Annotated in this window: 21 protein-coding genes and 1 tRNA gene; 12 read left to right on the top strand and 10 right to left on the bottom strand. The window is 63.0% G+C overall.

The window, feature by feature from the left end; genetic code table 11:
• Positions 1 to 3: 3 nt before the first annotated feature.
• Both ABH939_RS25800 and ABH939_RS25805 read right to left on the bottom strand, forming a co-directional pair.
• The gene (locus tag ABH939_RS25800; RefSeq protein ID WP_007726165.1) at positions 4 to 786 is read right to left on the bottom strand and encodes an SDR family oxidoreductase; all 783 of its coding nucleotides are present in this window, start codon (positions 784 to 786) and stop codon (positions 4 to 6) included.
• A gap of 2 nt (positions 787 to 788) precedes the next feature.
• Positions 789 to 1,955 (bottom strand): hypothetical protein, encoded by a 1,167-nt coding sequence (locus ABH939_RS25805; RefSeq protein WP_391591135.1) that lies wholly within the window; start codon positions 1,953 to 1,955, stop codon positions 789 to 791.
• Between the two features lie 116 nt (positions 1,956 to 2,071).
• Between ABH939_RS25805 and ABH939_RS25810 the strand changes: the two genes are divergently transcribed.
• From ABH939_RS25810 to ABH939_RS25830, 5 genes are all read left to right on the top strand, one after another.
• Positions 2,072 to 3,007, top strand: a complete 936-nt coding sequence (locus tag ABH939_RS25810) for a helix-turn-helix domain-containing protein (protein ID WP_047270168.1) — start codon at positions 2,072 to 2,074, stop codon at positions 3,005 to 3,007.
• Between the two features lie 143 nt (positions 3,008 to 3,150).
• The gene (gene cysD, locus ABH939_RS25815) at positions 3,151 to 4,077 is read left to right on the top strand and encodes a sulfate adenylyltransferase subunit CysD (protein ID WP_003941285.1); all 927 of its coding nucleotides are present in this window, start codon (positions 3,151 to 3,153) and stop codon (positions 4,075 to 4,077) included.
• The gene (gene cysC / locus ABH939_RS25820) at positions 4,077 to 5,921 is read left to right on the top strand and encodes an adenylyl-sulfate kinase (RefSeq protein ID WP_042923180.1); all 1,845 of its coding nucleotides are present in this window, start codon (positions 4,077 to 4,079) and stop codon (positions 5,919 to 5,921) included. The genes cysD and cysC overlap by 1 nt, the downstream gene beginning before the upstream one ends.
• Positions 5,918 to 7,072, top strand: a complete 1,155-nt coding sequence (locus ABH939_RS25825) for a 3'(2'),5'-bisphosphate nucleotidase CysQ (protein WP_047270166.1) — start codon at positions 5,918 to 5,920, stop codon at positions 7,070 to 7,072. The genes cysC and ABH939_RS25825 overlap by 4 nt, the downstream gene beginning before the upstream one ends.
• A complete protein-coding gene (locus tag ABH939_RS25830; RefSeq protein WP_234552387.1) occupies positions 7,069 to 7,440 on the top strand; it encodes a limonene-1,2-epoxide hydrolase family protein in 372 nt (123 codons plus the stop codon). Before ABH939_RS25825 ends, ABH939_RS25830 begins: the two co-directional genes overlap by 4 nt.
• Positions 7,441 to 7,449: 9 nt before the next feature.
• Here the strand turns inward: ABH939_RS25830 and ABH939_RS25835 are convergent, their stop codons facing one another.
• Both ABH939_RS25835 and ABH939_RS25840 read right to left on the bottom strand, forming a co-directional pair.
• Positions 7,450 to 8,601: a N(5)-(carboxyethyl)ornithine synthase gene (locus tag ABH939_RS25835; RefSeq protein WP_007726175.1), complete on the bottom strand. Its 1,152-nt coding sequence runs from the start codon at positions 8,599 to 8,601 to the stop codon at positions 7,450 to 7,452.
• A 233-nt stretch (positions 8,602 to 8,834) separates the two neighbouring features.
• The gene (locus ABH939_RS25840) at positions 8,835 to 9,212 is read right to left on the bottom strand and encodes a MarR family winged helix-turn-helix transcriptional regulator (protein WP_003941367.1); all 378 of its coding nucleotides are present in this window, start codon (positions 9,210 to 9,212) and stop codon (positions 8,835 to 8,837) included.
• Between the two features lie 85 nt (positions 9,213 to 9,297).
• On the opposite strand from ABH939_RS25840, the gene ABH939_RS25845 reads away from it, so the two are divergent.
• Positions 9,298 to 10,827 (top strand): MFS transporter, encoded by a 1,530-nt coding sequence (locus ABH939_RS25845; RefSeq protein WP_054781940.1) that lies wholly within the window; start codon positions 9,298 to 9,300, stop codon positions 10,825 to 10,827.
• A gap of 73 nt (positions 10,828 to 10,900) precedes the next feature.
• On the opposite strand, the gene ABH939_RS25850 is transcribed toward ABH939_RS25845, so the two are convergent.
• The 4 genes from ABH939_RS25850 to ABH939_RS25865 form a co-directional block, all read right to left on the bottom strand.
• Complete coding sequence (locus tag ABH939_RS25850) at positions 10,901 to 12,778, bottom strand: FAD-dependent monooxygenase (protein ID WP_234552449.1); 1,878 nt, start codon at positions 12,776 to 12,778, stop codon at positions 10,901 to 10,903.
• A 2-nt stretch (positions 12,779 to 12,780) separates the two neighbouring features.
• Entirely contained in the window at positions 12,781 to 14,109 is a 1,329-nt protein-coding gene (locus ABH939_RS25855) for an MFS transporter (protein WP_234552383.1), read from the bottom strand.
• Between the two features lie 128 nt (positions 14,110 to 14,237).
• A complete protein-coding gene (locus ABH939_RS25860; RefSeq protein WP_234552382.1) occupies positions 14,238 to 15,164 on the bottom strand; it encodes a LysR substrate-binding domain-containing protein in 927 nt (308 codons plus the stop codon).
• A gap of 89 nt (positions 15,165 to 15,253) precedes the next feature.
• Positions 15,254 to 15,329 (bottom strand) — tRNA-Arg (locus tag ABH939_RS25865).
• Between the two features lie 243 nt (positions 15,330 to 15,572).
• Between ABH939_RS25865 and ABH939_RS25870 the strand changes: the two genes are divergently transcribed.
• Positions 15,573 to 17,942 carry a phosphoketolase gene (locus ABH939_RS25870; RefSeq protein ID WP_003941371.1) on the top strand — a complete coding sequence of 790 codons (2,370 nt, stop codon included), beginning with the start codon at positions 15,573 to 15,575 and terminating at the stop codon, positions 17,940 to 17,942.
• A 55-nt stretch (positions 17,943 to 17,997) separates the two neighbouring features.
• Here ABH939_RS25870 and ABH939_RS25875 read toward each other — a convergent pair whose 3' ends face one another.
• Together ABH939_RS25875 and ABH939_RS25880 are read right to left on the bottom strand one after the other, a co-directional pair.
• Positions 17,998 to 18,717: a DUF305 domain-containing protein gene (locus ABH939_RS25875; protein ID WP_047270160.1), complete on the bottom strand. Its 720-nt coding sequence runs from the start codon at positions 18,715 to 18,717 to the stop codon at positions 17,998 to 18,000.
• Positions 18,710 to 19,537, bottom strand: coding sequence for a DUF3105 domain-containing protein (locus tag ABH939_RS25880; protein WP_003941378.1), 828 nt, complete (start codon positions 19,535 to 19,537; stop codon positions 18,710 to 18,712). The genes ABH939_RS25875 and ABH939_RS25880 overlap by 8 nt, the downstream gene beginning before the upstream one ends.
• A 216-nt stretch (positions 19,538 to 19,753) precedes the next feature.
• Between ABH939_RS25880 and argS the strand changes: the two genes are divergently transcribed.
• The 5 genes from argS to thrB are packed head-to-tail and all read left to right on the top strand — an operon-like array spanning position 19,754 to position 26,202.
• Positions 19,754 to 21,406, top strand: coding sequence for an arginine--tRNA ligase (argS, locus tag ABH939_RS25885; RefSeq protein WP_003941360.1), 1,653 nt, complete (start codon positions 19,754 to 19,756; stop codon positions 21,404 to 21,406).
• Entirely contained in the window at positions 21,403 to 22,824 is a 1,422-nt protein-coding gene (gene lysA / locus ABH939_RS25890) for a diaminopimelate decarboxylase (RefSeq protein ID WP_234552380.1), read from the top strand. Before argS ends, lysA begins: the two co-directional genes overlap by 4 nt.
• Entirely contained in the window at positions 22,821 to 24,134 is a 1,314-nt protein-coding gene (locus ABH939_RS25895) for a homoserine dehydrogenase (RefSeq protein WP_007726192.1), read from the top strand. Before lysA ends, ABH939_RS25895 begins: the two co-directional genes overlap by 4 nt.
• Positions 24,131 to 25,213, top strand: a complete 1,083-nt coding sequence (gene thrC / locus ABH939_RS25900; RefSeq protein ID WP_003941280.1) for a threonine synthase — start codon at positions 24,131 to 24,133, stop codon at positions 25,211 to 25,213. The genes ABH939_RS25895 and thrC overlap by 4 nt, the downstream gene beginning before the upstream one ends.
• Positions 25,214 to 25,257: 44 nt before the next feature.
• Entirely contained in the window at positions 25,258 to 26,202 is a 945-nt protein-coding gene (gene thrB, locus ABH939_RS25905; protein ID WP_007726194.1) for a homoserine kinase, read from the top strand.
• Positions 26,203 to 26,594 lie beyond the last annotated feature (392 nt).

Below are 26,594 nucleotides of genomic sequence, written 5' to 3' on the forward strand. Positions count from 1 at the left end.
CTCCTAGTGATGGAATTCGCCGCAGTTGACGTCGATGCATTGGCCGGTGATCGCGCTGGCCATCGGGGACGCCAGGAAGATCGCCGCATCGGATACTTCATCCGTCGTCGGCAGGCGCTTGAGGTCGGTGTTCGACGCAGTGTGCTCGTAGATCTGCTCGACAGTCATGCCGAACTTCTCCGCCTGGTGCGCGAAGTATCCCTTGAGGGTGTCACCCCAGATATAGCCGGGTGCAATCGAATTGACACGAATTCCCTGCGGGCCGAGTTCGGTGGCCAGGGACTGCGACATGGCGAGCAGGGCCGACTTCGCCATCTTGTAGCTGCCGTAACGCTCTTGCGAATGCCGCAACACCATCGAATTGATGTTCACCACGGAGCCGTCCGACTCGGCAAGTGCCGGCGTGAACAGCTGAGTCAGGCGCAACGCCCCGAGAACGGTCAGTTCGATGCTGTCGCGGATGTGCTGGTAATCGGTGCGAGCCAACGGTTTCATCGACGGAATCGAGAATGCATTGTTGATCAGAGTGTCCACTTTGCCGTAGGCGGCAATGGACTCGGCCACCAGATTCTCGGCGGAAGCCTGGTCGGTGATGTCGGTGGCAACGGTGACGGCGCGCCCACCGGCATCGACTATTTCTTTCGCAACGTCGTCGAGTCGCGATTGCGTACGTGCTGCGAGAACAAGACTCGCGCCGGCCGACGCACATCGAAGGGCCAGAGCGCGGCCGAGTGCCGGGCCGACTCCGGAGATGACTACTACACGGTCTTCGAGCAAGGCGGTCATGATTACCCCAGCATTCGGTTGTCGATGGCGGCCTGGCGCTGGGCAATGCGTGCTGCCCAGTCCTCGGCGGTGATGGCGTTGGTGTCGAAATGCGGCAGGTGCTTCGCAATATCTGCGACGGCGACGATTTCGACGGTGGGACCGTCCTGCGGCGTCAGCTCGCGGGACACGCGCTGCCAACGGAACTGCAGAATGCCGCGCGGATGTCCGACGGTTTCGATCCAGTTGGTGACACCGGGGTTCTTCTCGCTGACCACCATTCGAACCATCCCGTCCGGATCGACCTGTGCCTGGCCGTTGTTGAGGGAGGTCTGATGATTGACGTAGTCCAGTGAGATGTACCAGAGGCTCCCCAGTTGGAAGCCGAGATACGGTGCGTCGGAGGCAGGAACGGTGATGATCATCGCCTGCTTGTCGGTGAGTTCGTAATGTCCCACCGACGAGTACTGCGTTGCCAGCCCGCCCGGTGTCAGGCGTGGTTCGGTCATGGTGTTGACCGCGAGCTTGAGGTAGAACCACTCCGGGAACTGGAGCCACGTCTTGACCCGCGTGACCAGTGCCTTCCCAGCCCGGGCGTAACGCTTCTCGGTCTCTTCGGCGGTGAGAGGTGGCGGCGCGATCCCGATCGAATCGGTGCGCTCGATGCGGATCACGCCGCGCTGCTGACTCCAGTCGCTGTAGACCTCGCGAACAACCAGCTGCGAGGATCCGGGCGCCAGGGTGTAGTAGTTGGCTCGTCCGTCGGCGGGGCCGGGGCCGAACCAAGCGACGAAGTTGCCGTCGTCGTCTATCTCCAGCTCGCGGTCGTCGAAGGCGATTTCGCTTCCGGGAACGTTCGAGTTGGTGTAGTTCCCACTCAACACTTGGAAGCTGAGATCGGCTGTGGTGCCGCGCTTTCCGGTGACCTTGTATTCCTTGTCGTCGTTGATTCGGGCGCCGAAGTACAGAGTGTCGGGGTTGTCGAGGCCCATCTTGGTGAATGGTCCGGTGCCCTGGATGAAACTCGGATGGGTCTTTTCGCCGGCCCAGGCGGCATGCGTCGTCGCGATGATTCCGCCGGCCAGATATTGGTATCCCTCCAGTAGATCCTGTTCGGATCTGATGTGCGGCGCAGTCTCGATCAATTTCTCGGCTTCGGCGATCGCCTCGGCAAACGGGTCCGTCAGCACGCTGGCTCCTCACAGTTCCGACTATGTCGCCGGTCCAGAGCGTCGTGGTACAAATATGTACCTATTTGGTAGATGTTGGGTATTTCGACAATAGAACGCGTTCTAGGGAGTGGTCAATGGGTGGACCGGAGAAGACGCCTGAAGAGGGACGCCCGAGGGGGAGACAATCGCCTCCCACCGAACGGGTGGTTCAGGTGCTCGACTACCTCGTCGGCCGCCCTGATCAGCGGTTCGGGCTGTCGGAACTGGCCCGCGCGCTCGAGATCAGCAAGCCCACCTGCTTGGGAATCCTCACGGCGCTGGCTGATCGTGGATACCTGACTCGGGACGAGGTGTCGAAGACCTATGGGCTCGGTCCGGCCTTGATCGCGGCCGGACGTGCAGCTCAGCGAGGATTTGCCGTCGGACCCATTGCCCGTACCCATCTGGAGAAAGTGAGCACGGAGTTCGGGACGACGTGCACGGCGTCCGGTGTGATCGGTGATCAGATCAGCGTTCTCGAAGTGACCGGACCGATCGGCGCGCGTCGCGCTGCCAAGGTCGGTCAGGTGTACCCGTTCGCTCCGCCGGTCGGGCTGATGTACGTCCTCTGGGGTTCGGATCACGACATGGACAGTTGGCTGAGCAAAGAGCCGAGCCTGCCGGTGCGCTTGGATCGCGAGCGTCTGTGGAACGTGGTCCGCGAGTGTCGGGCTGCGGGATATCTGGTCGAGAGTCTGGATCCCGTCGGGCAGCGACTGCACACGCTGATGGCGGGCGTTGCGACGCACGATCTTCCGCCGGAGGTGCGTGAACTGCTCGGTGAGATGGTGTCGAGCCTGGGCGAGAGGGTGTATCTCGGACGCGACATCAGCTCTGACGACGAGCATCCCGTCAGTCTCATCGCGGCCCCGACCTACGACGCCGAGGGGCATCAGGCCCTTGTGCTGACACTTTATGTGGGTGGGGCGATCACGGGCGCCGAGATCGAGCGCCGCGCCGCGGTGCTGGTTGCGGCGGCGGATGCGGTGACGGCGGAAGTTGGTGGCAGGAGTCCGGTTCGCGGTCTGTGACGTCTTATTGCCGGTCATTGACCTTTGGGTAGAACGAGTTCTATTCTGTGATTGCGTTCAATTTAGAACCAGTCCGGTACATAAATGTACCGATGCGGAAATGGTGTTCCGCACGGAGTACGTGATGCTCAGGAGCGAAAGACATGGCAACACTCCAGACCCCGCCCGCCTACGAGTTGTCGCATCTGCGAGCACTCGAAGCGGAGGCGGTCCATATTTTCCGCGAAGTCGCAGCGACTTTCGAAAAGCCGGTCCTCCTGTTCTCCGGAGGTAAGGATTCCGTCGTGATGCTGCACGTAGCGGCCAAGGCATTCTGGCCTGCCCCACTGCCGTTCGCTGTGATGCACGTCGACACCGGTCACAATTTCGACGAGGTGATCGAATTCCGCGATCAGACGGTCGATCGCTTCAACCTGCGTCTTGTCGTCTCCAGCGTGCAGGACGACATCGACGCCGGTCGCGTCATCGAGGACACCGGAGTCGGTTCCAGTCGCAATCGCCTCCAGACGCACGCGTTGCTGCGCGGAATTCGCGACAACAAGTTCGACGCCGTGTTCGGTGGTGCTCGCCGAGACGAGGAGAAGGCGCGCGCCAAAGAGAGGGTGTTCAGCTTCCGGGACGAGTTCGGGCAATGGGATCCGAAGGTGCAGCGACCTGAACTGTGGAACCTGTACAACGGCAAACACCGTAAGGGCGAACATATTCGGATCTTCCCGCTCTCGAACTGGACAGAGCTCGACATCTGGCAGTACATCGAGAGCGAGCAGATCGACCTTCCCGGCATCTACTACGCCCATCGTCGCGAGGTGGTTCCACGCGACGGAATGTTGTTGGCACGCACCCGTTTCCTCGAGCTGCGCGCCGGCGAAGAGTCCTACGAGGCGTTGGTGCGCTTCCGTACGGTCGGCGACGCAACGTGTACCGGATGTGTCGAATCGTCGGCCGAAACACCGGGCGCTGTCGTGGAAGAAGTTGCGGCGAGCCGTATCACGGAGCGTGGCGCAACCAGGGCTGATGACCGGATTTCCGAAGCTGGCATGGAAGATCGTAAGAAAGAGGGGTACTTCTGATGCCGCAACTGCTGAGAGTCGCTACAGCGGGCAGTGTCGACGACGGAAAATCGACACTCATCGGCCGGTTGCTCTACGACTCCAAGTCGATCTTCGAGGACCAACTCGAGGCCGTGGAACGGAGCAGTCGAGAACGCGGCGACGAGTACGCCAACCTCGCGCTACTGACCGACGGATTGCGCGCCGAGCGTGAACAGGGCATCACGATCGACGTGGCCCACCGGTATTTCGCGACCCCTCATCGGAAGTTCATCATTGCGGACACTCCCGGGCACGAGCAGTACACCCGCAACATGGTGACCGGCGCGTCGACGGCCGATCTTGCCCTGATCCTGGTGGATGCTCGCAAAGGGGTGCTCGAACAGACGCGGCGGCACGCCTTCTTGTCCACTCTCCTGGGGATACCGCACCTCGTGCTGTGTGTGAACAAAATGGACCTCGTGGGCTGGTCTCAGGAACGGTTCGAGGAGATCAAGGAAGAATTCCGACAGTTCGCGATCAAGTTGGACGTCCACGACCTGACGTTCATTCCGGTCTCGGCGCTGTTGGGGGACAACATCGTTGCCCGGACCGAGAACATGTCCTGGTACGACGGGCCTTCTCTGCTGCACCATCTCGAGCAGGTGCACATCGCGTCGGATCGCAATTTGATCGACGCGCGTTTTCCGGTGCAGTACGTGATCCGTCCGCAGAAGCAGACCGACGCCGACCTCCACGATTTCCGTGGATACGCCGGAACGGTGGCCAGTGGCGTCTTCAAGCCCGGCGACGAAATCGTGGCTTTGCCTTCAGGATTCACCTCGACGGTGAAGGCAGTCCACGGGCCGGGTGGTGACGTGATCGACGAAGCGTTTGCGCCCTCGGCCGTATGCATCGAGCTGACCGACGACCTCGACGTCAGCCGCGGGGACCAATTGTGTCGGCTCAACAACCGGCCGCAGGTCGGGCAGGAAATCGATGCGATGGTCTGTTGGTTGACCGAACAGACAACTCTGTCGGAGAACAATCGCTACTCGTTGCTGCACACCACGCGCTCCACGAAAGCGCAGATCGTCAAGCTCGACTACCGGCTGGACGTCAATTCTCTGCACCGTGACGAGAAGGCAGAATCTCTGTCCCTCAACGAGATCGGCCGCATCTCGATCAAGACGCAGCAGCCGTTGATGTTCGATCCCTACCGCCGCAACCGCGTGACGGGCAGCTTCATTCTCGTGGACGAGACCACGGGCAATACCGTCGCCGCCGGAATGATCAATGGTCCGACACTCAAGGAATCGCGCGTCGTCTGGCACAGTTCGGAGGTTTCTCGCGAGGAACGTGCGACTGCCGGCGCCACCGTCTGGCTCACCGGTCTCTCGGCCTCGGGTAAGTCGACGATCGCGGTGGAACTCGAGCGGCGGTTGGTGGCCGCGGGTATCCCGGCGTACCGCCTCGACGGCGACAACCTCCGGCACGGATTGAACGCGGATCTGGGATTCAGTGCCGATGACCGCGCCGAGAACGTCCGCCGAGTCGGCTCGGTGGCGCAGTTGTTCGCTGATTCAGGTGCAGTGGCAGTGGCCTGCCTGATCAGCCCGTACCGCGCAGATCGTGATCGAGTGCGGGCGGCGCACGAGGCCGCCGGGCTGAAGTTCGTCGAGGTCTACGTCGACACCCCGATCGAGCAATGTGAAGCCCGAGACCCCAAGGGCATGTACGCCAAGGCCAGGGCCGGGGAAATCACGGGATTCACCGGAGTCGACGATCCCTACGAAGCTCCGACAAGTCCCGAGCTGGTGATCAGACCCGAAGACGGAACGCCTACCGAACTTGCGCTGCGAATTATGGAAGTGTTGGACCGGTGAGCGAATCCACACACAGCAGAATCGCCGACGAGGCACTCGCGGCGGAATTGGCGCAGGCCGCCGGTGCGATCCTCCTGGGGATCCGAGCCGAGGGTCTGGGTGTCGACGACGGTCGTGAACTGGGTCGCCGGGGCGACAAGGCCGCCGATTCCTACATCCTCGACCGGTTGGCTGCCGAGCGGCCGGGCGATGCCGTGCTCTCTGAGGAATCTGCCGACGATCGCAGTCGTCTGGATGCAGCTCGGGTCTGGATCATCGATCCGCTGGACGGCTCCAAGGAATACGGCTTGCCGAATCATGCGGATTGGGCAGTGCACGTGGCGCTTTGGGAGCGCGGTAGCGGAATTACCGCAGCCGCGGTTGCTCAGCCGGCGCTCGGAGCGGTGTACTCCAGTGGCGACGAGGCAGCTTCGGTTGCCGCCAACTCGCCGCTCCGCGTAGTAGTCAGCGGATCGCGACCACCCGCATTCACCGAAGCGGTGGCAGCCGAACTCGGCGCCGACGTGGTGCACATGGGATCGGCCGGCGCCAAGGCGATGGCGGTGGTGCGCGGCGAGGTCGACGCGTACCTGCACGCCGGTGGGCAGTGGGAATGGGATTCGGCTGCACCCGTCGGCGTCGCACAGGCGGCGGGACTGCATTGCAGCCGCATCGACGGTTCGCCGCTGCTCTACAACGAATCGCATCCGTACCTGCCGGATCTCGTGATCTGCCGACCGGAGTTGTCGGAGTCGATCCTGGGCGCAATTGCCAAGCACTCCACGGAGTCTGCGGTAAGCGGACGCGTCGCCATGGCGCGTGAATACGTGAACGCATTGCTCACTCATGACGCAACGAAGGTCCGCTTCGCCGCCGACGCCTGGCGGGTCGAGAACGGTCAGCGAACCGGTGACAGCGGAGCCTTCATCAGCAACGAGCTCGAACAAGGCCAGCAATATCGCGGAATCGTGGCGATACGTGAACTCGCGCTGCGTGAGTGGGGCGAGAGCGTCGTAGCCCGGTATCTGCTCGACCTCGGAACACCTGGCCAGGCACCGGCCGTCACAGTTTTCGTCACCGAGTACTTCGGGATACCGGCAGGCGAGATCGAAAGCATCCTGGCAATCATCGAACCCCACGAAGACGATTCGAAAGAGGCTGGAACACAATGACATCGGACAAACTGATCACCGATTTCTGTGCGCTGTGGGCAGACGCCGATGTTGCAAAGATCGTCGACTACTTCACCGATGACGTCGTTTATCACAACATCCCGATGGAGCCCGTGGTCGGTCGCGAGGCCGTCCGGGCGTTCATCGAGCAGTTTGTCGGTGCCTTCGGCAACATCGACTTTCAGATCAAGCGTCAGGTCGCGGACGGCAACACCGTCATGAACGAGCGCGTCGACGTTTTCACCATCAACGGCGCCGAGGTAGCGCTCCCGGTCATGGGGGTGTTCGAAGTCGAGGACGGAAAGATCAAAGCCTGGCGCGACTATTTCGACATGGCGCCGATCAATGCGGTAGCCGGCCAGGCCTGATCGGGGCGCCTACTCCGCGATGACAGCGTGCGGGTAGTCCGACGAGCGGTGCTGGAAACGTGTGATGGCGGGATTCACGATGACGCCGTCCCGGATTTCGATGGCCCGATCGACGGTCTCGTCTGCCTTCCAGGCCGTCTCTCCTGCCATCACAGTGGGCAGGTAGGGAAGAAGTGATTCGCTGATCTCCCACGACGCGGAGTTCCACAGGTACGACGGGCTGTGATCGACGCCGTAGTAAGTGATGTTGTCGCCGACGATGAAGGTCGGATCCGCGAACGAGGTGGGACGAGCCCAGCTGAACCCCATGCCTTCGTCGCACGAGACGTCGACGATGAGGCTTCCCGGTTGGAAGTCCATGAGATCTTCCTCGGTCAGGAACGTCAGTGGGGCGTCCGTGTTCTGCAGTACGCAGTTGACGACGATGTCGTGCTCGGCCAAGAAACCGGGCACCGGCACGCTGTGGTTGTCGAGCATGACGTGGCTGCCACGGACGTCACCGTTGTTGTTGTCGAACGAGACCATGCGCGCCGAGTGGATGGGGGAGCTGACCGCGGTGACTCCACGCTGGGTGAGGACGTCCACTTCGTGGATACCGTGCGCCTTGAGTGCTGTGACCGCGCCGCGTGCAGTGGCTCCGAAACCGATCACGGCAGCGGTGAGACGCCGGCCGTAGTCACCGGTGGAACCGATCAACTGCAGGGCGTGCAGTACCGAGCAATAACCGGCGAGCTCGTTGTTCTTGTGGAACACATGCAGATTGAACGATCCGTCGCTGTGCCAGAAGTTCATGGCCTCGAAGGCGATGAGAGTCAGTTTCTTGTCGATCGCGATCTGTGTCAGTTCGGTGTCCTGGACACAGTGCGGCCAGCCCCAGAGAACCTGACCTGACCGTAGTTCGGCGAGGTCACGCACCAACGGCTTCGGTAGCAGAACCACATCGGTTTCCGCCAAAATCTGCTTGCGCGTGCGGATTCCGGCAACGAGGCGCGAGAGGTAGTCGTCGGAGTAGCCGAAGGGGTGGCCGTAGCCTTCTTCGAGGTAGATCCGAGAACGTAGTTCGGCATCGATGCGATCGAAATGCGCAGGATGGATCGGCAACCGGCGTTCTGCCGGTTTGCTCGACTGTCCGATGACTCCAAGGGTGCGTGCGTTGTTCAATTGTGTATCTCTCGATAGGAGCAGGTAGAGATGTCAGGCAGGAGCCTGAGGGACTAGCAGAAGCCGCAGGAACGCTGGCAGATTGCCTCGGCCAGGACCGCGTGAAAGCGTGCTGGCTGCGCTGCTGTCGATCGCCGACGGCAACAGAAAGGCGCGTCGGTATGTGCTCAGTCTAGTCCGGAACGGCCCTCGCCCGGTGGCCGGGCGCTGTGTCGTGCTCCGCTGACGTGTGGCTACTGCTCGCGCAGGCGTGAATCCAGTACGGCCAGTTGGATTTTGCTGGCGTCCGCGTGTACCTGACGTCCTTTGTCGGTGACGTCGACGAAGACTCCGCGCCGGTCGGCCTCGCACAGTGCTCGCTGAACCAGTCCGGCCTTCTCGAGACGGGCCACGCTACGGGAGAGCGCGCTGGGACTCAGGTACATCTCCGAGGCAAGCTCCTGCATGCGTGGACGTTCGCACGTGGCGTCCATGAGTCGGTCGAGAGCCTCGAAGTCGCTCATGCTCAGCCCATGCGCCGACTGCATCTGGCGATCGAGTTCGCACGCGATGTCGTTGTAGCTGGTCGACAGCGAGCGCCAGGTGTTGCGCAATTCGGATTCCGACGTCACGACCGCATTCTAGTTGAAGACTCGATTACGTGCAATTGCATTAAATGCTTGTGCATTATGTGCATGTGCATCTATTCTCGCTGACGTGACTTGCACAGACTCGACACTCAAACCATTCGATTCGCCGGACGCCCCGGTTTCTACGGAATCCTCGGATCCGGCCACAGGGGAGGGCTGGTCCCTCAAGCTGTGGGGCATCCTCGCGGTGCTCTGCCTCGTGTTGTTCCTCGACGGTCTCGATGTGTCGATGGTGGGCGTCGCGCTTCCGTCCATCGGCAATGAACTGGGCCTGTCCACTACCTCGCTGCAGTGGATCATCAACGGCTACGTCCTCGGATTCGGCGGCCTGTTGCTACTCGGTGGACGTACCGCCGATCTTCTCGGGCGCAGGAAGGTCTTCCTGATCGCACTGACCGTGTTCGCAATCGCCTCGCTGGTCGGTGGCCTTGTCGACAACGGAACACTGCTGATCGCATCACGATTCGTGAAGGGATTGGCTGCGGCCTTCACCGCTCCGACCGCAATGTCCATTCTCACCACGACGTTCAAGGAAGGTCCGGCCCGTAACCGTGCGCTGTCGGTGTTCTCCGTGTTCGGCGCCAGTGGTTACTCGTCCGGTCTGATCCTCGGTGGGCTGTTGACCAGTGCCGGTTGGCGATTCACGTTCCTGATGCCGGTTCCGTTTGCCGTCATCGCGCTGATCGGTGGGTACTTCCTCATTCCGCGGGACCGTCCCGCAGATACCGGGGGACACGACCTCGTCGGCGCCGTCACCCTGGTGACGGGAATGCTTCTCACGGTGTACACGATGGTTTCGGCTCCGACCCGTGGATGGGCACACCCGATGACGCTGGGTTCGTTCGCTGTCGCAGCCGTGCTTCTGGCGACGTTCTTCTTCGTGGAGAAGAAGGTGGCGCATCCGCTTGTGCGACTTGGGCTTCTGCGCGTCGGCACCATCGTTCGTGCAAATCTGGCCATCATCGCGCTCTTCGGTTCCTACCTGAGCTTCCAGTTCATGATGACGATCTTCCTGCAGTCGGCCCTCGGCTGGTCGCCCCTGAAGATGGCGATGGCACTGCTGCCCGCGGGCATCATCGTCGCATTCGGATCGCCGTTCGTCGGACGGCTGGTCGACCTGTACGGCAGTGCCAAGCTCATCATCGCGGCACTGACCTCGCTCAGCGTCGGGTACCTCTGGTTCCTCTTCGCGGGCAGCGATTCACCGTCGTACGTCGTGGCGATTCTGCCGAGCGTCATCCTGCTCGGACTCGGATTCGCGCTGGGGTACACCTCGATCATGGCCCAGGCCACCTCGGGTGTCGACGACTCGGAGCAGGGTTTGGCGTCCGGGCTGGTGAACACCTCCGCTCAGGTCGGTGCGGCGCTCGTGCTCGCTCTGACCACTGCCCTCGTGACCGCTGGATCGCACACCGCGTCCGGCGCCGGTACCGCCGGATTCGAGCAGTTCCATCCCGGACTGATCCTGGTTACCGGAGTCGCGCTGGTGGGCTTGGCGATCACCGTCTCGCCGCTGTTACGTGGAAGGTCGCAGCGGGGAAGATCCGTGCGTGAAAGGCGCGCTGAGGAAGAAAAGGAATTGGCCGAGGTCAACTGAATACTTGCTTCATCCGCGAATGCGCTCGGCCGCGTAGGAGACAATCCTGCGCGGCCGAGTTGCTGTGTCTGAACTACCGGGTGGCAGATTTCAGGGCAGCGTCTTTCAGTGCTACGTCGAAGCTCGTCGACGTAGCTTGCGAACCGAGAATCAAGGCAAGGCGCACCAACATGGCTTCGCGGTCGGACGGATCAGCCTGATCGAGTGCGTTCGACAGTGCCAACCAGACGTGCTCGCGATGGCCCTCGTCGTCGACCACCGCAGTTGTCGCCGACTGTGCCGTATCGAAGTGCGTCGGCGCAGTGCCGGCGGTGAGGTGTTTGGCCACGTCGTTCAATTGCGTGGGATCGCTGATGCGGCACAGCGCCAGTCCGTCGGGCCGAATCACGAAGATCTCGCCGACACGTGCGCCGAGGGCAGATGCGAGATTGCCTTCGGCATCGGGAACCGTGGAGTCGGTAGTTCCCACGGTGATCACGCGTACGGTTTCCGGTGCAAGGGCCTGAGCAAGGATTTCGGCTTGCGTGTCGAGTTCGGATACCAGCTCAGCTGACAGTCCGAAAGCCAGCAGGCCGAATCCAGTACCGCGCAGACTGTTCAAGGAGGTAGATGAACCGTCCGCCGAGACCTGGACGACCCTGTCTTCCAACGGATCGCCGGGTAGTACGCCCTCGGCGCCCGCAGCTGTGGGCCACGTCAGCGGGGAGAGCCGGGCGTGCGTCGCACTCGACTGGCGCGGGTTGATGAGGTGCGCGAATTCGCTTCGCTTGGTGGCGATTTCGAGTACGGCATCGCGGGTGGTCCGGTAGCCGTGACTTCCCGGCGACATGATGAGCGTCGACTTGCCTGCGTTGTCGACGTTCTGCTGCCACGCGCTGCGACGTTCCTTCGAATACGCGTCGAGGATGGTGGAATCGGCAGCTCCGTTGATGACGGCGGCTAGTTGCCACACCAAGGTCTCGGCGTCTTCCATGCCCGAGTTCAGGCCGCGAACACCGAAGATCGGAACGAGATGCGCGGCGTCGCCGGCAAAAAGCACACGGCCGTGAGTGAAATCTTCCAGAGCGAGTGCGTGGGCGCGGTAGAAGCCGAACCATTCCAGGGTCCAGGGGATGTCGCTCTGGAGCCATTCGAGGTGACGCGTGATGCGGTCACGGATGCGATCTTCTTGCGTCTCCGCTTCCGGATCGTCCGAGGCGTCGAGCTGGTAGTCGATGCGCCAGATGTCCCGTGGTTGGCGATGCATGATGATCGTGGACCCCGGGTTGCTGGGTGCGTCGAACCACACCAGACGCTCGGCCGGGAGTTCCGATTCCCAATGAATGTCGGCAATGACGTAGTTGCCCTCGTAGCTGTTGCCCTGCATGCGGATTCCGCTGAGTTCGCGCATCTTGCTGCGTCCACCATCGGCGGCAACGACCCACGCCGCGCGCAGTTCGCGGGTTCCGAACGCGGTGTCGACGGTCAGGGTCACTTCGTCGTCACCGACGGAGATGCCGGCGATCGACGACGACCAGTGGAAGTTCACCAGTGGGTAAGCGAGCAGCTTGTCGGTCATGATCTGCTCGAACTCGGATTGCGAGACGTTGACCATGGGTCCACGCGCGTCGTGCTCGGCGGATGCCATCCGGAACTGCAGTACTTCCTGATCGCGGTAGTAACTCCGGCCACCCACCCACGGCAGAACGATGTCTTCGAGCTCGGCACCGAAGCCGAGGCGTTCGGCAACTTCGAGGCTGTGGCGTGACACGCAGATCGCGCGACTGCCGAACGAGACCTGATCGGCTGCTTCGAGAATCGTGACGGCAATGCCGCGCTGCGCCAAGCCCATGGCTACGCCCATGCCGACGGGGCCGGCTCCGACGATCACGACGGGAAGTGCGTCGGCCGAAGGCGCCAGGGAAGCGAAGTCCTCGGGTGCGTACTTCTTCGGATGAAAGTAGGTCGACATGGTCACGAGGCTTTCTGTGCGGCAGTGTTTTTCGGGATCAATTGAGGTTCCGGGAGCAGCAGGATGGAAACCAGGCTGATCACGGCAATGATCACGAAGTACACGGTGATGGCGAACGAGGTGTCGAAGGCGGCGTAGAGCGCGGTGGCGATCATCGGGGCCAGACCGCCGCCGAGGATTGCGCCGATCTGGTAGCCGAGTGACGCTCCGCTGTAGCGGATGTGTGCGGGAAACAATTCGGCGAACAGTGCCGCTTGTGGGCCGGCGCAGCAGCCGAGCGTGAAGCCGAGGGCGATCATCGATACGAGCATCACCGGAACGATCGCTGTGTCGATCAGCGGAAAGAACACCGCTGCCGCCACTACCAGGGTGATCGAACTGCGGATGTAGACGGTCCGGCGTCCGAGAGTGTCCGACTTGTGAGCGCTGAAAGCCATTCCCGCCATCCAGAACGGGCAGGATGCGATGAGAAGGAAGAGCATCGTGGTCTTGCTGAAGCCGAGTTCGGTCTCGCCGTACTTGAGGACGTAGACCATGTACGCGTAGGCAATTCCGTTGGTGGCGATGAAGGTTCCACCGGCGAGGAGCACTGTCTTCCAGTGTCTGGTGAGAACCTCGAGAATCGGCATGGACTCCGCCGGTGCTTCGGACTTCGACGCGGTGAACTCGTCACTTTCCTCGAGGCCGAGTCGGATCCACATCGCAACGCCCACCAGAACTGCGCTGAGCAGGAACGGGATTCGCCATCCCCAGGAGTTGAATGCATCGTCGTCCATGAAGGCGGCGAGGGGGAGATAGACGAGATTGGCCACCAGTACGCCTGCGGGAACACCGATTTGTGGTGCGCTGCCGTACAGCCCCTTCCTGCCCTCCGGTGCGTTTTCGGTGGCGACCAGAACTGCGCCGCCCCACTCGCCGCCGACACCGAGTCCCTGAACGAATCGCAAGGTCACCAGGAGTATGGGGGCAAAGACGCCGATAGCGGCGTAGTTGGGTAGCAGCCCGATGGCAACGGTGGCGCAGCCCATCAGCATCAACGAGGTGACCAACATGGATTTGCGTCCGATGCGGTCGCCGAAGTGGCCCATCACGATTCCGCCGATGGGACGCGCGACGAATCCGACGGCGAGGGTGGCGAAGGCGGCGAGGGTGCCGGCCAGATCGGACGTGCCGGGGAAGTACTGCTTGCCGAGCACGAGTGCGGCGGCGGTGCCGTAGATGAAGAAGTCGTACCACTCGATGGCGGTGCCGACAAAGCTGCCGAGGGCGGCCTTACGCGCCTTGACCGTCGCGGCGGCGCGCGTTGCGGTCGGTGAGGCGATGGAGGTCATGAAGTGCCTTTCGAGATGAATGTGGCTTGAAGAAACAATGACGTGCGCCACAACAATTGAAAAGCGAAAGAATTGGAGGTTCTTGCACGGAAAATACGTGGAACCAGATCCGCTGCCTGGTAGCGGGACTATTGGGCAGGTTCTGAGGGTGAAACGAATTCTATGAAAGCGCGTGCGGCGCGGCTGAGGCGAGTGTTCTGGTGCCAAGCGAGAACTACGTGCACCGACGGCACGGCGGGGGAAGCGATGGTCTTGACGACCACCTCGAGCCCCTCGTACGTGACGTCGATCTTGGGCCGCTGGAGTAGCAGCGTCCAGCCGAGGCCACGGCCGACAAATGCCCGCGCCGTCTCGAAGTTCGCAGTTCTGTAGGCAACCTTCGGGGCGAATCCGCCTGCGCGACAGACGTCGAGCGCGTGTTTGGTGCTCGGCGGCGCGTCGAGGAGAACCATCGGGTGTTCCGCGAGGTCCGGAAGATGGATCGGTCGCTCGGACCGCGCGAGTGGGTGTTCTGCACCCAGGACGATCAAGGGTTCGCGGATGGCCAACGGAACTGTGCGCAATTGTGGAGACAGGTCCAGGTCGTAAGCGATTGCGAGGTCCAACTCGCCGTTCTCGAGATGTGTCTGGAGCCGATTCTGAGTGTCCTCGCGGAACTCCACCTGCGCGTCAGGATTCTCACGGGTGAACCCGGCGATCATCGACGGCAACACCGTCGGCCCCAGAGCGGGATAACAGCCGATCGCGATGGGCCCCGACACGCTTCCGCCGGTTCCGAGCGCATCGGATTCGAGTTCCCCGGCTTGCTGAAGTAGCGCCCGGGCGCGCACCAGAACGGATTCACCGGTGCGGGTCAGTTGAATGCCGAATGAGCGACGGCGAACGCACAGTTGAACTTTGAGCGCGCGTTCGAGTTCGGTGAGCGCCGCGGACAGGGCGGAGGGGGAGAGATGCAAGCGCTCGGCCGCGCCGCTGATCGTCCCGGTCTCGGCTACCGCGACAAACGCAGCAAGCTGACGCATCGTGTACGTGGGAGCAGGGTCGATGCGAGGCATGAGATCGACAGTAGTCGGGTAGATTGTCCTGACTATTTTGGTGTGGCACCGTGAAGAGGTCGACGATCAATCGCTGACCTGCGTCTTCGTGGTGCCCCCGGCAGGATTCGAACCTGCGACCTTTCGCTCCGGAGGCGAACGCTCTATCCCCTGAGCTACGGGGGCGCACCGAACTTTCGGTGTGCCGATTGGGCTGCGTTAGCGTAGCGCATCACGGGGGGACAAGACCAAACCGGCACCCGTCTCGGCATGGCGTCCTCGCGTGAGGTAGTCGAGGATGCGGCCGGGGACCATGGTCGTCGAATCATCTGTACCGACTGACTCGGATGCTTTTTACGCCTAGGCTCGGCTCTGAGCACAGGCTCGGGCGGACTGCTCGGGCACCCTCGTGAGGTACGGGAGTCGTTGATGACCGATCACCACTATTCCGAAGACCAGCTCGCGCTCGACCTGAAGTGGTGGGCAGCGGCCAACTACCTGACCGTCGCGCAGATCTATCTGAAGGACAACACGCTTCTGCGGGAACCGTTGCGTGCCGAGCACATCAAGCCCCGACTGCTCGGGCACTGGGGGACCAGCCCCGGCTTGTCGATGATCTACACGCTCCTCAATCGGCACATCGTCGCCACCGGCGCAGACTGGCTTTACGTGACCGGTCCCGGGCACGGCGGTCCGGCGCTGGTCGCGTCGACGTATCTCGAGGGAACGTACTCGGAGATCTATCCGGAAGTCTCGGACGACGCCGAGGGCATCCACCGGATGTGTCGGCGATTCTCCGCTCCCGGCGGAGTGCCCAGCCATGTGAGTGTGCAGACACCCGGAAGCATCCACGAAGGCGGCGAGCTCGGCTACGCCCTTGCCCATGCGGCCGGCGCTGCCTTCGATCATCCGAACCTCGTGGTGGCCTGTGTGATCGGCGACGGCGAAGCGGAGACCGGGCCGTTGTCCGGCTCGTGGAAGCTCCCGGCGTTCCTGAATCCACGACGCGACGGCGCGGTGCTGCCGATCCTGCACGTGAACGGTGCCAAGATCGCCGGGCCGACGGTCTACGGACGCAGCAGCGACGAAGACATCCAGGCCTATCTTGGTGGACAGGGGTGGGCGCCGATCGTCGTCTCCGGTGACGACCCCGACGCGGTGTTTCCTCAGCTGTATCAAGCGATCTCGCAGGCGCACGAGAAGATCCGCGAGATGCAGGGTGCCGCACGCCGCGGAGAGGAGTGGACGGGTTCGTGGCCGGCAATCGTGTTGCGGACGCCGAAAGGATGGACCGGTCCACACACCGTCGACGGAATCTTGGTCGAGGGCACACATCGTGCGCACCAGGTGCCGTTGTCCGGCGTGCGAAGCAACGAATCACATCTGCGGCAACTCGAAGAGTGGATGCGGTCGTACCGTCCGGACGAGTTGTTCGACGCCAACGGATCACTCGTCGCGGAACTGGCGGCGCTGTCGCCGACGGGGGACAAGCGCATGGGGAGCACTCCCTACGCGAACGGTGGACGACTTCGCGTCGATCTCCCGATGCCGCCGCTCGAAAAGTACGCGCTTCCCATCCAATCCCCGGGTTCGACCTTCCACGAGACGACGCGAGTGCTCGGCGAGCTTCTGCGCGACATCTACGCCGCCACGGAAACCGAGGACAGCGGCGGGATCTTCCGACTCTTCTGTCCGGACGAGACGTCGAGCAATCGCCTCGGCGCCGTATTCGAGACAACCGATCGCTGCTGGCAACTGCCGATCACCGACTACGACGACGGGCTGTCCGCGGACGGTCGTGTCATGGAGGTCCTCAGCGAGCACCTCTGCGAGGGATGGCTCGAGGGCTATCTGCTGTCGGGCCGACACGGGATGTTCGCGAGCTACGAAGCATTTGCCATGGTGAGTGTCTCGATGCTCATCCAGCACGCCAAGTGGCTCCAACATGCCGTCGACCTGCCGTGGCGGGCGTCCGTCGCTTCGCTCAACGTGCTGTTGACCAGTACGTGCTGGCGCAACGATCACAACGGATTCAGTCATCAGGGCCCCGGCATGATCGACGCCGTTATTCCCTTGGCACCCAGTGTGATCCGCGTGTGGCTGCCGCCGGATTCCAACACCTTGCTCTCGATCTCGGACCACTGCCTGCGTAGTACCGACCACGTCAACCTGATAGTCGTGGACAAGCAACCGCACCTGCAGTACCTCACGCTCGAGCAAGCGCACGAGCACTGCGCGGCGGGCGCTTCGGTCTGGGAATGGGCCGGAACCGAAGCACGCGGACAGGAACCGGACGTGGTCCTGGCCGCCGCGGGAGATGTGCCGACGCAGGAGATCCTGGCTGCTGCACAGTTGCTGCGCGATCACACACCCGAACTGATCACCCGCGTCGTCAACGTCGTCGATCTGATGGCCTTGCTGACGCCAACCGAGCATCCCCACGGATTCGGGGAGCGGGTCTTCCTCGATCTGTTCTCCGCGCAGACCGACGTCGTGTTCGCATTCCACGGATACTCGCGTGCCGTGCACGAACTGATTCACGGGCGTCCGAGTCCCGAGCGCTTCCACGTTCGCGGATTCAGTGAACAGGGAACAACCACAACACCGTTCGACATGGTTGTCCTCAACAAGATGAGCCGCTACCACCTGGTGATCGAGGCGCTACGACGCTCCAAGCGTCGGCCGGCCGGGGCGTCCGAGTTGGCGGAGTTCTGCCGCACACAGCTCGAAAAGCACTCGCGTTACATCGTCGAGCACCTCGAAGACATGCCGGAAGTAGAAAACTGGACCTGGTCCTGAAATTCAGGACCAGGCCCAGTTGGGTCTGAACAATTTCGGCTCAGTTCAGTTCTGCTCAGTTCATGGGCAGTGGCATTGCGCCGCGAGCTGCCAACATGTCGGTCATCAGCTTGGACTCGCTCTGCTGCGTGTTGACCATCGTCTGCGCCAGGCTGCGCACCGGTCCCTCGGTGGCGTCGGCTGCTGCGTACTCCATCATCGGAAGCCCACCTTCGTGGTGACGAAGCATCAGCTGCAGGAACAAGGTGTCGAGTTGCAGACCTTCCGCTGCGCGGAGAGCCGCAAGGTCCTCGGGGGACGCCATGCCGGGCATGGTGTCGACCGGCCCGGAATGACTCATGTCCATCGTGGCCGAAGTCCCGTGCGATCCATGGCCGGAGCCCGAATCGGACGACATCCACTCCATGTACGGGCCCACCTTGGACAGCGGCTGATCCCACATGGTCAGCCACGCCTGCATCTGACCGAGCTGGTTCTGCTGCGTGGTCAAGATGTCGAACGCGAGCGTGCGTACGTCGTTGTCGGTGGACTTCGTCAGGGCGATGGACGCCATGTCGACGGCCTGGCTGTGATGCACGCTCATGTCCTGCGCGAAGCCCACGTCCACCGAATCCGAAGCCGGAACGGTCAGTGACGACTTCGCATCGGGTCCGAGGAGGTTGGTCAGTGCGCCGAGCGCAAAACCGACGGCGATCGCGCCGATCAGACCGATGATCAGCAGTGCGGTGCGCTGACTCGGCTTCGAAGACTGATCGGTGTTCGTCGAACTATCCACCGGCGGGAATCTGTTCGTCGGTGGCCGGGGTAGCGCCCGTGCCGTCCATCTGGATGGCGTCGGCGCCCGGAGGTGTCGGATCGAACGGCGACGTCGACGGAGTGAACAGCGGGTTGGTGCAGCTCGCGCCGACCTCGGGGTAGACGTTCGGGTTCTGGTTCAGCGCAGTGATGAACTGATCGATGCGATCGTCGTCGGCCTTGTCGATCTCGAGGCGATGGCCCCACGACTGCAGAGAAATGGGGCTGCTCTGACCGGGGTACGGCGACATCAGCATGTAGGACTTGCCGTTCACGCGTCCGGCGAGACTGTCGATCTGGTCCTGGTCGACGAGGTCGGGGTTGTACGTGATCCAGATGGCGCCGTGCTCGAGCGAGTGGACGGCGTTCTCGGTGCGAATCGGGTCGGCGTACACGGTTCCGGTGCAGTTAGCCCAGGTGGCGTCGTGCGGGCCACCGAACGGCGGGGTCTGGTCGTACGCCACGCGCTGAGTGGAATCGACGTGCTGGCCGGCCGGGTACTCGATCTTGAGGACGCCGTCGATCTTGTCCGACGGATCCTTGTTCTCCGAGCTGTACTTGTACGGCTCGAGGGCCTGCCGCTCCTCGACCTTGGGCCACAGATTGATACCGAGCACGGCGATGAGTGCGAGCACAGCCACACCGGCGCCGATCGACAGCCAGGGGATCTGGCGGGGAGCGGGGACGCCGCCCTTGCCCTTCTTGGCCGGCCGACTGTTCTTGTTGGCGGCCTTGATGGCCTTGGCTGATTTGGCCCCGGAGTTCTTGTTGGGACCGCGACTATCGGAACCGCTTGGCATCGATTGGGCTCTTTCGGTGTGTGGGCTTGAGGTGTGGCGCGCCCGCGCATGAAGGTACGCGGTGGTAGCTCGGGCATTACCACTGTACTTTCCGAGTCTGAGGGCAAACTTTGAGAGTGGCGTGCGACACGCCACAGCGGCCCCGCGCACGTTCACGGAGAGCGAGGCGTGAGGCGAGTCTCCACTTCCGGTGTGCAGGCAATAGGATGAATACCTGTGACTCCAGCTGACCTTGCCGAACTGCTCCGCGGAACCGCAGCGAGCGTCCTTGCCGATCGTGGCCTCGACGTATCCGTGCTACCCGAAACCCTCACCGTCGAGCGACCACGCAACCCCGAGCACGGCGATTACGCCACCAACATTGCCATGCAGGTAGCCAAGAAGGTCGGCACGAATCCCCGCGAGCTGGCGGGCTGGATCGCCGAAGCCCTCACCGCTGCCGACGGAATCGAATCCGCCGAGATCGCCGGGCCCGGCTTCCTCAACATTCGGTTGGACAAGGACGCCCAGGGCGCGATCGTCGTGTCGGTTCTCGAAGCCGGTGCGTCGTACGGCTCGGGTGACTCCCTCGCCGGCAAGAAGATCAACCTCGAATTCGTCTCCGCCAACCCCACCGGACCGATTCACCTCGGTGGAACCCGTTGGGCCGCAGTCGGAGACGCGCTCGGACGCATTCTGTCCGCGCAGGGTGGTTTGGTAACACGTGAGTACTACTTCAACGATCACGGTGCCCAGATCGACCGCTTCTCGCGTTCGCTGATCGCTGCAGCGAAGGGTGAACCTGCTCCCGAAGACGGTTACGCCGGTGCATACATCGCCGACATCGCCGCCTCGGTTCTGAAGCAGCGTCCCGACGTCATGGATCTGCCTGCCGACGAGCAGCAGGAAACCTTCCGCGCCATCGGCGTCGAATTGATGTTCACGCACATCAAGCAGACCCTGCACGACTTCGGCGTCGACTTCGACGTCTACTTCCACGAGAACTCGCTCTTCGAATCCGGTGCGGTCGAGAAGGCCGTCGAATCCCTCAAGGGTTCGGGCAACCTCTTCCACGAAGACGGTGCGTGGTGGCTCAAGAGCACCGACTACGGCGACGACAAGGACCGCGTCGTCATCAAGAGCGATGGCAACGCCGCCTACATCGCCGGTGACATCGCCTACTTCCAGAACAAGCGCGCCCGTGGGTTCGACCTCTGTATCTACATGCTCGGCGCCGACCATCACGGTTACATCGGCCGTCTCAAGGCTGCCGCTGCCGCATTCGGCGACGATCCGGACACCGTCGAGGTGCTGATCGGCCAGATGGTCAACCTCGTCAAGGACGGCACTGCCGTCAAGATGAGCAAGCGTGCAGGCACCGTCATCACCCTCGACGACCTGGTCGAGGCAATCGGCGTCGACGCCTCGCGTTACGTCATGATCCGCTCGTCGGTCGACTCGAGCATCGACATCGACCTCGACCTGTGGACCAAGACCAGCAGCGAGAACCCCGTCTACTACGTGCAGTACGCGCACGCACGCCTCTCGGCGATCGCCCGCAACGCCGCAGACCTCGGTCTGTCCGCCGACGCGAGCAACCTCGCCCTGCTCACCGTCGAGCAGGAGGGTGACCTCATCCGCACGATCGGCGAGTATCCACGCGTCGTGTCGAGCGCTGCGAATCTGCGTGAGCCGCACCGTATTGCCCGCTACCTCGAAGAACTCGCGGGTGCGTACCACCGCTTCTACGGCGCGTGCCGCATCCTTCCGCAAGGCGACGAAGACGCCACCGACGTGCACCGCGCGCGTCTGGCTCTCTGCGCCGCCACCCGACAGGTCCTGGCCAACGGTCTCGAACTGCTCGGCGTCACCGCACCGGAGCAAATGTGAACGCGCACCCCGCCGGCCCCAAGCACGCCGAGCAGTTGCAGGCCCCCGGCTTGCCCGACCGTCCGACCAGCCCCGAAGCCTTCGGCGAACTCTCACCGCAGGTGTGGCCGCGCAACGCTTCTCGTGGCGACGACGGTGAAGTGACCCTCGCGGGTGTCAAGGTCGGTGAACTTGCCGAGAAGTACGGCACCCCGCTGTTCGTCATCGACGAGGACGACTTCCGCTCGCGCTGCCGTGACATGGCCCGCGCCTTCGGCCCGGATGCCAAGGTGCACTACGCATCCAAGGCATTCCTCTGTGGCGAGATCGCACGCTGGGTCGCCGACGAAGGCCTCTCGCTCGACGTCTGCTCCGGCGGCGAACTGGCGATCGCGTTGCACGCGGACTTCCCGGCCGAGCGAATTGCCATGCACGGCAACAACAAGTCAGTCGCCGAACTGGCCGCTGGTGTCGCCGCGGGCGTCGGACACGTCGTGCTCGACTCGGCGATCGAGATCGACCGACTCGATCGTGTCGCCGGTGAGGCCGGTGTCGTTCAGGACGTGTTGATCCGACTGACCGTCGGCGTCGAAGCACATACCCATGAATTCATCTCCACCGCACACGAGGACCAGAAGTTCGGTTTCTCGCTGGCCGGGGGAGCGGCGATCGACGCGGTCCGTCGCGTCTTCGCTGCCGACAACTTGCGCCTGGTCGGCCTGCACAGCCACATCGGTTCGCAGATCTTCGACGTCGACGGTTTCGAGGTGGCAGCGCACCGCGTGATCGGTTTGCTCCGCGACGTCGTCACCGAGTTCGGCGTCGAGAAGACCAAGCAGATTTCGATCATCGACCTCGGCGGCGGAATGGGGATCTCGTACATTCCGTCCGACGACCCGCCGCCCGTCGACGAACTGGCAGCAAAGCTCGGCCACATCGTGCGCAACGAGTCCGCACTGGCCGGATTGCCGGAGCCGACGCTTGCCGTCGAACCCGGCCGCGCCATCGCCGGACCTGGCACGGTGACGCTCTACGAGGTCGGCACCATCAAGGACGTCACGGTGGGTAGCTCGCTGACACGCCGCTACATCAGCGTCGACGGCGGGATGAGCGACAACATCCGCACGTCCCTCTACGGTGCGGAGTACGAAGCCAAGTTGGTTTCGCGAACTTCCGAGGCTGATCCCGTCGTTGCACGTATCGTCGGTAAGCACTGCGAGTCCGGTGACGTGGTCATTCGGGACACCTGGATGCCCGAGGACGTCGGGCCCGGTGATTTACTAGCGGTAGCAGCGACCGGTGCATACTGCTATTCGATGTCGAGCAGGTACAACCTGCTCACCCGCCCAGCCGTGGTGGCGGTGCGTGACGGAGTCTCACGCGTGATTCTGCGGAGGGAAACAGTGGAAGATCTGCTCAGCTTGGAGGTATCGCAGTGACGAGCGAATCGGCGCATCGCGCTATCGGTGTGGCCGTTCTCGGCCTCGGCAACGTCGGGAGCGAGGTCGTCCGGATCATTCGTGAGCAGGCCGAGGAACTCGAAGCTCGCGTCGGCGCCCCGTTGGAACTGCGGGGGGTTGCCGTCCGCCGTATCGGCTCGGACCGCGGAATTCCCGAGGAACTGCAGACGACGGACGCCGAGTCCCTGGTCGGTCGTGACGACGTCGACATCGTGGTCGAGGTGATCGGCGGAATCGAGCTCCCTCGCAAGCTGATTCTCTCTTCCCTCAACTCCGGTAAGTCGGTCGTGACCGCCAACAAGGCGCTGCTCGCGGACCACACCGGTGAATTGGCGGAGGCTGCAGAGGCCAACTCTGTCGACCTGTACTTCGAGGCCGCTGTTGCCGGCGCGATCCCCGTGATCCGCCCGCTCACACAGTCGTTGGCCGGAGACCGTGTCAACAAGGTCGCCGGAATCGTGAACGGCACCACCAATTTCATCCTTTCGGCGATGGACGAGACCGGCGCCGACTACGAAGAGACCTTGGCCGAAGCCGGACGCCTCGGATACGCGGAAGCCGACCCGACCGCGGACGTCGAAGGCTACGACGCCGCGGCGAAGGCAGCGATCCTCGCGTCGATCGCGTTCCACACCCGCGTCACTGCCGCGGACGTGTACCGCGAAGGAATCTCCACGATCACCTCCGCCGACCTGGCTTCGGCGAAGGCACTCGACTGCACGATCAAGTTGCTCTCGATCTGCGAGCGCATCGTCACGCCCAAGGGCAAGGAGCGGATTTCCGCTCGCGTGTACCCGGCGCTGGTTCCGCTCAGCCATCCGCTGGCCTCGGTCAACGGCGCGTTCAACGCCGTTGTCGTGGAAGCAGAGAACGCCGGCCGGCTCATGTTCTACGGCCAGGGCGCAGGCGGCGCCCCCACCGCTTCCGCGGTGATGGGTGACCTGGTGATGGCTGCGCGCAACAAGGTTCACGGCGGCCGCGGCCCCCGCGAGTCCAAGTACGCCAAGCTGAAGGTCGCCCCGATGGGCGACATCCTCACGCGCTACTACGTGAACATGGAGGTCGCGGACAAGGAAGGTGTGCTGTCCGCAGTCGCCGCCGAGTTCGCCAAGCACGGCGTGAGCATCTCCGTCGTCCGCCAGGAGGGCGCCGGCGCCGGCGCGCGTCTGGTGGTCGTCACTCATGTAGCAACCGACGCGGCTCTCTCCGAGACCGTGGCGGCTCTCAACGAACTCGAATTCGTCACCGCTGTGACCAGCGTGCTGCGACTGGAAGGCACTGAACAATGACCGGCATCGTCAACCCCGTCCACAAGGCATGGCCGGGTCTCATCGAGGCATACCGGGACCGTCTCGCGATCGGTGACAACTGGAAGACCGTCACCCTGCGCGAAGGCGGCACCCCGCTCCTGCCGGCCGGCCACCTCTCCGAGATCACCGGCTGCGACGTCTACCTCAAGGTCGAGGGTCTCAACCCCACCGGTTCCTTCAAGGACCGCGGCATGACGATGGCCGTCACCGACGCCTTGGCCCGTGGCCAGCGTGCAGTTCTGTGCGCGTCCACCGGCAACACCTCCGCCTCGGCCGCTGCGTATGCAGCCAAGGCAGGCATGACCTGCGCCGTGCTCATCCCGCAGGGCAAGATCGCCATGGGCAAGCTTGCGCAGGCAGTCATGCACGGTGCCAAGATCATTCAGGTCCAGGGCAACTTCGACGACTGCCTCGAGCTGGCACGCAAGACCACGGCCGAGTTCCCCACCATCGGCCTCGTCAACTCGGTCAACCCGGTGCGCATCGAAGGCCAGAAGACCGCGGCATTCGAGATCATGGACGTGCTCGGCAAGGCTCCCGACGTGCACGCACTCCCGGTCGGAAACGCCGGTAACATCACCGCGTACTGGCGCGGATACTCCGAGTACTACGCGGACGGTCTGACCACGGTCAAGCCCCGCATGCTCGGTGTCCAGGCAGCCGGAGCGGCTCCGCTGGTCAACGGTGCACCCGTCAAGGATCCCGAAACCATCGCCACCGCAATCCGAATCGGTTCTCCCGCGTCCTGGAACGGCGCTGTCGCCGCGAAGGAAGAGTCGAACGGTGCATTCCGTGCCGCCACCGACGAGAAGATCCTCGAGGCTTACCGTCTGATCGCCGCCACCGAGGGCGTCTTCGTCGAACCGGCGTCGGCAGCCAGTGTCGCCGGCCTGCTCGCCGCACGTGCAGAGGGCTGGCTCGAGCCGGGCCTGACCGTCGTGTGCACGGTGACCGGTAACGGTCTCAAGGATCCTGACACGGCTTTGAAGGGTATGCCGAACGTCGAGCCGATCGGTGTCGATCCCGTTGCCGTCGCGGCTGCCCTCGAGCTTGCATAGTGTCCGTGGATTCATCGACCACTCCGCGGAATCCGGTGTCTGACATGACTATAACCCTGCCTATCGGCCTTTCGGTGACTGCTCGCGTCCCGGCCTCGAGTGCAAACTTGGGGCCGGGGTTCGACACCCTCGGTCTGGCGTTGGGGTTGTACGACGAAATCGTGGTCACCACAACGGATTCAGGCCTTCAGATTCGCGTCGAAGGTGAAGGCGCTGCCGACGTGCCCTGGGGTCCTTCGCATCTCGTGGTCCGCGCCATCGAGCGTGGTCTCGAGGCGGCCGGAGTGTGGGCCAGTGGCCTGGACGTGTTGTGCCGCAACGCGATTCCACATTCGCGCGGGTTGGGATCCTCGGCTTCCGCGGCTGTCGGTGGATTGGCAGCAGCCAACGGTCTGGCGCGCGCTCTCGATGCCGAGATCGGCTTGACGGAAGAGCAGTTGGTTCAACTCTCGTCCGAGTTCGAAGGTCACCCGGACAACGCGTCTGCCAGTGTTCTCGGTGGCGCAGTCGTCTCGTGGAGTTGCCCACCGGCCGTCGAAGGTGACGAGCCGATCTACTCCGCGGCCAAACTCGACGTCCATCCCGACATCCGTGCTGTGGCACTGGTTCCCGAGGAGCGGTCGTCCACCGCACACACTCGCGGGCTCCTGCCCGAATTGGTTCCGCACCAGGATGCCTCGTTCAACGCGAGCCGCAGTGCGCTCGCCGTCGTTGCGCTCACTGCTCGGCCCGATCTGTTGATGGCGGCCACCGAGGATCGCCTGCATCAGGCGCAGCGCGCGCCCGCGCTTCCGCTCACGACGCGATGGATCGGGATCCTGCGCGAGGCGGGTATCGCTGCGACCGTTTCGGGAGCCGGCCCCACCGTGTTGGCGCTCAGCACAGAACCTTTCCCCGTCGAACTCGCGGAAGCGGCGCGGGCAGACGGACTACGTGTGCTCGAATTGGACATCGCCGACGGCGTCGAAGTATCCACGACGACGGTCTGATCCCTGCCTTGGTCCAGGTGATCGCCCACTACCGATCGGTAGTGAACTGACACACCCAGTCGTCCAAATTCTTGCCGGACTCAGGTTTGGGCGCTATCCTGGGCTATGTCCGTACATCGTGCGCGTCAGTCGCCGGTGCATCACCAGGGGGCAAAACTCCTTCCCAATCGGGGTCCACAGTCCTTGGCATGATTCTCGCAGGCATGATCCTCACGCTTGTACCTTCTCCGAAGGTTTGAATCCTCCGCGGATCGAACACTCAGAGGTTCCATCACTCTGGGGTTCAACACACGGGGGAGTGAATCGTCGACGAAGGCGCGTTGGGCAGGTTTGCGAGCGCATGAAAAGTTTGAGGCGAGAGTTTCCGACAATCATGTGACGGCGGACAAGCC

Source organism: Rhodococcus sp. 27YEA6 (genome assembly GCF_044908235.1).
GTDB classification, from domain to species: Bacteria; Actinomycetota; Actinomycetes; order Mycobacteriales; family Mycobacteriaceae; genus Rhodococcus_F; species Rhodococcus_F qingshengii.